Annotated in this window: 5 protein-coding genes; 4 read left to right on the forward strand and 1 reads right to left on the reverse strand. The window is 72.1% G+C overall.

Going from position 1 to position 6,272, the window contains the following annotated elements; translation table 11 throughout:
* The first annotated feature begins 9 nt into the window (after positions 1-9).
* Genes Q7T52_RS13625 through Q7T52_RS13635 form a run of 3 tightly spaced genes read left to right on the forward strand, consistent with a single transcriptional unit; the run spans position 10 to position 1,543 of the window.
* A complete protein-coding gene (locus Q7T52_RS13625; protein WP_304803362.1) occupies positions 10-411 on the forward strand; it encodes a hypothetical protein in 402 nt (133 codons plus the stop codon).
* Entirely contained in the window at positions 398-781 is a 384-nt protein-coding gene (locus tag Q7T52_RS13630; protein WP_304803364.1) for a DUF5130 family protein, read from the forward strand. The genes Q7T52_RS13625 and Q7T52_RS13630 overlap by 14 nt, the downstream gene beginning before the upstream one ends.
* A 36-nt stretch (positions 782-817) precedes the next feature.
* Positions 818-1,543 (forward strand): hypothetical protein, encoded by a 726-nt coding sequence (locus Q7T52_RS13635; protein ID WP_304803365.1) that lies wholly within the window; start codon positions 818-820, stop codon positions 1,541-1,543.
* Between the two features lie 179 nt (positions 1,544-1,722).
* Here the strand turns inward: Q7T52_RS13635 and pepN are convergent, their stop codons facing one another.
* The gene (gene pepN, locus Q7T52_RS13640) at positions 1,723-4,266 is read right to left on the reverse strand and encodes an aminopeptidase N (protein ID WP_304803367.1); all 2,544 of its coding nucleotides are present in this window, start codon (positions 4,264-4,266) and stop codon (positions 1,723-1,725) included.
* Positions 4,267-4,540: 274 nt separating this feature from the next.
* Between pepN and Q7T52_RS13645 the strand changes: the two genes are divergently transcribed.
* Positions 4,541-6,151, forward strand: coding sequence for a CHAP domain-containing protein (locus Q7T52_RS13645; RefSeq protein ID WP_304803369.1), 1,611 nt, complete (start codon positions 4,541-4,543; stop codon positions 6,149-6,151).
* Positions 6,152-6,272 lie beyond the last annotated feature (121 nt).

Below are 6,272 nucleotides of genomic sequence, written 5' to 3' on the forward strand. Positions count from 1 at the left end.
CTGTCACCCGTGACTGGGACCGTGATCAAAGGCACCGTGCGTCGTGCTGCCGCCCTGGCCGGCGCCACAACGGTGCTGCTCGTGACGAGCGCGCTGCTCGCCGGCCCGGCCTCGGCCGAGGTCCCGGTGGGCTGGGGCACGCAGGAGCCCGTCGACAAGCTCTTCGTGCTCGGCGTGATGGTCGGCGTCCCGGTCCTGCTCTTCGTGCTCATCATCGCCGCCGTCTACCTGCCGAGCGTGGCGCGCGGCGAGCGCGTCGCCCCCGGCGCCACCGGCCCTCAGGACCAGTGGCTCGGCGGTCGCCGCAACGCCGGCGAGATCGCCTCGAGCCCCACGACGACCGCCTCGGGCGGTGTCCTGACGGGCGCCGACGCCCAGACCACGGACGGTGGAGCCAGTGCCCGCTGGTGAGCACCTCAGCGCGTCCGACCGCGCCGCTCTCGACCTGACGATCCGCAAGGCCGAGCAGCTGTGCCGCTCGGAGTTCTCGGTCTTCGTCGGCAAGTCCGTGGGGGAGCCCCGGCCCTTCGCCGTCGACCTGCACCGCTCGCTGGTCGCGCCCGACCGCAGCATCCTGGTCATGGTCGACCCGACCGCCCGCGCGGTCGAGGTCGTCACCGGCACCGACGTGCGCCGCACCCTCGACGACGCCCGGGTCGAGCTCGCCGTCGCCACGATGGTCTCGTCCTTCCGCGACGGCGACCTGGTGGGTGGCCTGCGCCGCGGCGTCCAGCAGCTCGCCGAGCACGCCAAGCCCCAGAACACGCTGCACGCCGGCTGACGGGCTGCACGCCCGACGTCGCCTAGGGTCGGCGCCATGTCAGCCGACGCGCCGTCGTACGCGAGCCCGCCCCCGACCGCTCACCCGACCGCTCACCCGACTCCCGACCGTCAGGTGCGGCCGTGGCTGACCGCCCTGGCCGCGGGCGTGACCGCACTCGCCGTGATCCTCGTGGTGGCCAACCAGTACGTCATCGAGAAGGTCCTCCCCACCGACCTCGGCGGCGAGGACTTCCTCGGCAACTGCGTCGGTGCGGTGCGCGTCTTCGGGTGGCGCTTCTCCCCGCGCGGCGACGAGGACTTTGGACGGTTCTGGATCGCGGGCATCGCCTTCGACCTGGTCGTCGTGCTCCTGGTCGTCCTGCTCACCGCCGCGCTCGTCGGCGCCGGCCACGGGTTCGTGCGGGTGCTGCTGAGCACCTGGGCGGCCGTCGTGGTCGCCACCCAGCTCGCGGGCTACGTACGGGCCCTGATCATCGACACCGACCTCTACGGCGGGTTCTTCAGCGGCGCCAACAGGCTGTTCTCGCCGGCCGTCAGCGGCGCGATCACCCTGGCCGCCGGCCTCGGTCTCGGTCTCGTGGTCGCCCTGGTCGCGGCCCTCGTCGCCCACCTGACCCGCCGCCACCACACCTCCCAGACCATGGGCAGCACGGCGTACGCCGGTCCGCCGGCTGTGCCGACGTCCGGCCCGACGTCCGGTCCGACGTCCGGTCAGCCCGGCCTCGCGAAGCCCGACGAGCGACCGTCGACCTGGAGCTGACGCGACCGGTCGGCGGATTCCCCGGCTGACCGGGTACTCCGACCGTTGTCAGGGGTTGCAACCCCTGACAGGTGCCGGATTCCCCGGCCGGCCGGGGAATCCGACCGTTGTCAGGGACTTCTGCCCGACGACCCGACCACGCCGAACCAGCCCTGACCCAGCCCTGACCCGGCCCAGGATCAGGCCGACTCGGCGTCCTTGGCCTGGGCGGCGAGGGCGCGGGCGACCTCGGCGCGGCCCTCGCGGACGTAGCGCAGCGCACCCGGGTTGACGTCGGCCGTCTCGAGCCAGCCGTCGAGGCGGGCCAGCAGGTCGGCCGAGGCCTGAGGGTGGGGGAAGAGCCCCTGGAGGGCGACGGCGGCCTTGTGGGCGCCGAGGCGCTCCCAGATGGTGCCGACGGTGTCGAGGTAGCGCTCGACGTAGGGAGCGAGGAGCTCCTGCTGGTCGGACACCTGGAAGTGGGTCACGATGCTGCGCGCGGTCTCGTTGGGGGTCTGCGGGTCGAGGGCGGCCGTCCACGCGGCCTCCTTGGCCGCGGCGTCGGGCAGCATGGCGCGGGCGGCGGCGGCGTTCTGCTGGCCGCTGATGGTGCTGTCGGTCTCGAGCATGGCCGCGATCCGGGCCTCGTCGGCGCGGCCGGCCGCGCACAGGCCGGTCAGCAGCGCCCAGCGCAGGTCGGTGTCGACGTCGAGGCCCTCGAGCACGAGGGAGCCGTCGAGCAGGCCCTCGAGGTCGGCGACGGCCTCGTCGCTGCGGGCGGCGGAGGCGTAGGAGCGCACGAACGTCAGCTGCGAGTCGCTGCCGGGCGCGGCGCCGTCGATGAGCTCGCGGAGCCCGCTCTGCCAGCGCCAGCGCAGGTCGGCGCGACCGGCGGGGTCGGAGAACGACACCACGGACTGCGCCGCGGACGACGGGATGCGGGAGATGCCCCAGGCGTCGGTCTCGGCACCGATGTTGCCCAGCACCAGCTCGACGAAGGCGGTGGGGGCGAGCTCGGCGTCGCGCGTCATGTCCCACGTGGCGCCCCAGACCAGGGCCCGGGCGAGGGAGTCGTCGAGGAGGGACAGGCCGCCGACGGCGGTGGCCAGCGAGCGCTCGTCGAGGCGGATCTTGGCGTAGGCGAGGTCGCCGTCGTTGAGCAGCAGCAGGTCGGGCTGGCGCTGGCCGACGGCCTCCTTGATCTCGGTGGTCTCGCCCTCGACGTCGACCTCGATGTAGTCACGGCGGACCAGCCGGCCGTCGACCTCGTCGTAGAGGCCGATGCCGAGGCGGTGCCGCCGCAGCGTCGGGTGGTAGGGGTGGGCCGACTGGCGGACGACGAGCCGGCTGTAGGCGCCGTCGGCGTCCAGCTCGAACTCGGGCGTGAGCGTGTTGACGCCGGCGGTCTGCAGCCACTCCTCGGCCCACGAGCCGAGCTCGCGCCCGGAGGCCCGCTCGAGCGCGGCGAGCAGGTCGCTGAACTCGGTGTTGCCGTAGGCGTGGTCGGCGAAGTACTGCCGGATGCCGTCGACGAACGGGTCGAGCCCGACCCAGGCCACCAGCTGCTTGAGCACCGAGGCGCCCTTGGCGTAGGTGATCATGTCGAAGTTGACCTCGACCGCCTCGAGGTCGAAGTTGTCGGCAGCGATCGGGTGGGTGCTCGGCAGCTGGTCGGCGCGGTAGCCGGTCTGCTTGCGGGCGTTGGCGAAGCCGGTCCACGCGTCGGTGAACTCGGTCGCCTCGGCCTCGGCCCAGTAGCAGGCCCACTCGGCGAACGACTCGTTGAGCCAGAGGTCGTCCCACCACTTCATGGTCACGAGGTCGCCGAACCACATGTGCGCCATCTCGTGGGTGATCACCGAGCAGCGGAACTCGTAGAACGAGCGCGGCTGGCGCGAGCGGGGGAGGTACTCGTCGCGCAGCGTCACGCAGCCGGCGTTCTCCATCGCGCCCATGTTGTACTCCGGCACGTAGAGCTGGTCGTACTTCTCGAACGGGTAGGCCATCCCGAACTTGTCCTCGAAGAACCCGAAGCTCTGCCGGGTGATCTTGACCAGCTCCTCGCGGTCGAGGTGCTCGACGAGCGACTGGCGGCAGTAGTGGCCGAGGGGGATCTCGCCGTACGCGCCCTGGAAGGTGTCGAAGACGCCGTGGTACTCGCCGGCGACGACCGCGGTGACGTAGGTCGACATCCGCTTGGTCGTCGGGAAGGTCCACACGGCCTTGCCGTCGCCCAGGGCCTCGGGGTCGGGCGTCGGCGCGTTGGACACCACGACCCAGTGGTCGGGGGCGGTGACGCGGAAGTCGAAGACGCTCTTGAGGTCGGGCTGCTCGAAGGTGGTGAACACCCGGCGCGCGTCGGGCACCTCGAACTGCGAGTAGAGGTAGACGCGGTCGTCGACGGGGTCGACGAAGCGGTGCAGCCCCTCGCCGGTGTGGGAGTAGGTGCAGTCCGCGCGCACCACGAGCACGTTGTCGGCCTGCAGGTCCGGCAGCGGCAGCCGACTGTCGGCGTACGACGCCACGTCGAGCGCCACGCCGTTGAGCGTCGCCTCGTGGACCGTCGCGTCGACGAGGTCGGCGAACGTCGACGCCCCTGGTTCACGACACGTGAACGCGAGGGTCGTGGTGGATCCGAAGGTCGTGTCGCCGGTCGTGAGGTCCAGGTCGATGGAGTACGACGTGACGTCCAGGAGGGCGGCGCGGGTGGCGGCCTCGTCCCTGGTCAGGTTGGTTCCAGGCATGCGCGCCAGTGTCGCATCCCGTTGGCAACCGCCCGGGTGAGAGGGGTCGGTCACAGTTCGGGACCGGTTTCGGTGCCGTTCGGAAGGCCGAGATGGCCCGATGTGACTAGGCGCGCGGAACGACACGCCTGTAGTTCCAAATACGTGACAATGGGGCGGCTGTGAATTATGGGGTTGCTGTTGCGAAACACTGCAGATGTCCTTGACAGTGGTCCCCGTGCCTCCCCCCTCCCGCTCTGTCAACGCGCCACGCCGACGCCGATCCAGATCGTTGGTGACCGGCTCCCTGGCCTCCCTCCTGACCGCCGCCACGCTCGTCGCGATGCCGGCGGGCGCCCCACCGTCCGACGCCACGTCGACCTACCTCTGCACCGGCTACACGGCCTGCAACAACGCCGGCTACAGCCACGCGGGCTACGCGTCGCACAACCGGACGATGTACTGGCGGATGTACGCCGGGCACAACTGCACCAACTACGTCGCCTACCGGATGGTGCAGAAGGGGATGCCCAACGAGCGACCTTGGAGCGGCTCCGGCAACGCGACCAACTGGGGCGTCCAGATGGACGACATCACCGACTCCACGCCGGCCGTGGGGGCCGTCGCGTGGTGGCGGGCCGGGGTGAGCGGCGCCGGTTCGAGCGGCCACGTCGCCTACATCGAGCGGGTCGTCTCGTCGACGGAGATCGTGATCTCCGAGGACTCCTGGTCCGGCGACTTCCACTGGCGCACCATCTACAAGAACGGGCCGGGCTGGCCCAGCGGCTTCATCCACTTCGTCGACCGCGCGCAGACGGCGCCGGCCCTCACCGCGACGGCGACGCCGCGGATCGAGGGGACGCCCCAGGTCGGCGTGCCGTTGCGCGGCTACCTCGGCCGCTTCACCCCGGCCGGCACCACGCAGGCCCTGCAGTGGCTGGTCGGCGGAGCGGCGGTCGCCGGCGCGACCACCAACACCTACACGCCCACGGCCGCCGACGCCGGCAAGACGGTGTCGCTGCGCAGCACCGGCACGCTCACCGGCTACACGGCCGCCACCACCACCTCGACGCCGACCGCAGCCGTCGCCCTCGGCACCCCGGTCCGCGGCGCCAAGCCCGGTGTGGCCGGGGCCCCCGAGGTCGACGCCGTGCTCACCGTGGTCCCGGGCCAGTGGACGCCGATGCCGGAGTCGACCGTCTACCGCTGGCGCGCCGACGGCGTGTGGCTGGGCGCCGCCCGCAACGGCAGGTCGCTGACCGTCGACGAGACCCTCGTCGGCAAGACGATCTCGGTCGTCGAGGTCACCAAGCGCGCGGGCTACACCTCGGTCTCCAACGCCTCGGGCAACGTCGGTCCGGTCGTCGAGGGCGCCGTCGAGCTCACCGCTCCGTTCAACGCCTCCGGCGCCGCCCGGCACGGCTCGAGCCTGACCTTCTCGCCCGGCACCTGGACCCCGGCCGACGCCACCGCGACCTACGAGTGGGCACGCGACGGCGTCCTCGTGCCCGAGGCGACCGCGTCGACGTACCCGCTGGGCGACGCCGACGTCGGCCACCGGATCACCGTCCGCGCCACCGTGTCGCGCGACCGCTACAAGGGCCTGACCCGCTCGGCCGACTTCGGCGTCGTCACCACGACCTCGACGATCGTGCTGCGCGCCGGCGGCCGCAAGCGGGGGGCGATCGCCCGGATCCGCGTCACCGCGCCCGGGGTCGCCGTACCGACCGGGACCGTGTGGGCCCGGGTCGGCGACCACGTCCTGCGCGGCACGCTCGTCGACGGCGCCGCCGAGCTGCTGCTGACCGGCCTGGGCAGAGGCCCGCGGACGATGTTCGTGTCGTACGGCGGCAACGGGGTCGTCGACAAGGCCGCCACCGCGGTCAAGGTGATCGTCAAGCCGTGAGGTGGGCGTCAAGTCTGGGTTGACGGGGGCGGTGGCGGATTCCCCGGCCGGCCGGGGATTCCGTCCCCTGTCAGGGGTTGCAACCCTTGACAACGGTCGGAACCCCCGGCCGGCCGGGGAA

The organism is Nocardioides sp., from assembly GCF_030655615.1.
GTDB lineage: Bacteria > Actinomycetota > Actinomycetes > Propionibacteriales > Nocardioidaceae > Nocardioides.